The following is a 519-nucleotide window of genomic DNA, read 5'->3' as shown; positions in this document are numbered from 1 at the left end:
CCCCACCAACAAGCTGATAGGCCGCGGGCTCATCCTTCACCGCCGGAGCTTTCCACACGGAGATCATGCGATCCCGTGTCGTATCCGGTATTAGACCCCGTTTCCAGGGCTTGTCCCAGAGTGAAGGGCAGATTGCCCACGTGTTACTCACCCGTTCGCCACTAATCCCCTCCCGAAGGAGGTTCATCGTTCGACTTGCATGTGTTAAGCACGCCGCCAGCGTTCGTCCTGAGCCAGGATCAAACTCTCCGTGAATGTTTACCCGTAATCGGGTGACACTCGCGTTGAGCGGAACAACCAGGCGGAATAAGCCCGGTCGTTCACAGCGTCCTCGCTGTGTATTGCCTACCGGCACATCGTGTCGGCAGGACTTTCAAAGGAACCTCATCTCCCGGATGTTTCCGGTCGACGGGGTATCAACATATCTGGCGTTGACTTTTGGCACGCTGTTGAGTTCTCAAGGAACGGACGCTTCCTTTGTTCCTGTTTCACCAGGATCTCCGGGCGCTTCCCTTCGGT

At 56.6% G+C, this 519-nt stretch carries 1 rRNA gene; it reads right to left on the bottom strand.

What is annotated here, in order from left to right:
• A 16S ribosomal RNA gene (locus tag SNA_RS30750) occupies positions 1 to 255 on the bottom strand; the annotation flags it as partial.
• Between the last annotated feature and the right edge of the window lie 264 nt (positions 256 to 519).

This window comes from Streptomyces natalensis ATCC 27448, from assembly GCF_000935125.1.
Lineage (GTDB): Bacteria > Actinomycetota > Actinomycetes > Streptomycetales > Streptomycetaceae > Streptomyces > Streptomyces natalensis.
Note: the sequence above shows the minus strand (reverse complement) of the source record. Positions and strands in the feature narration are given on the sequence as shown.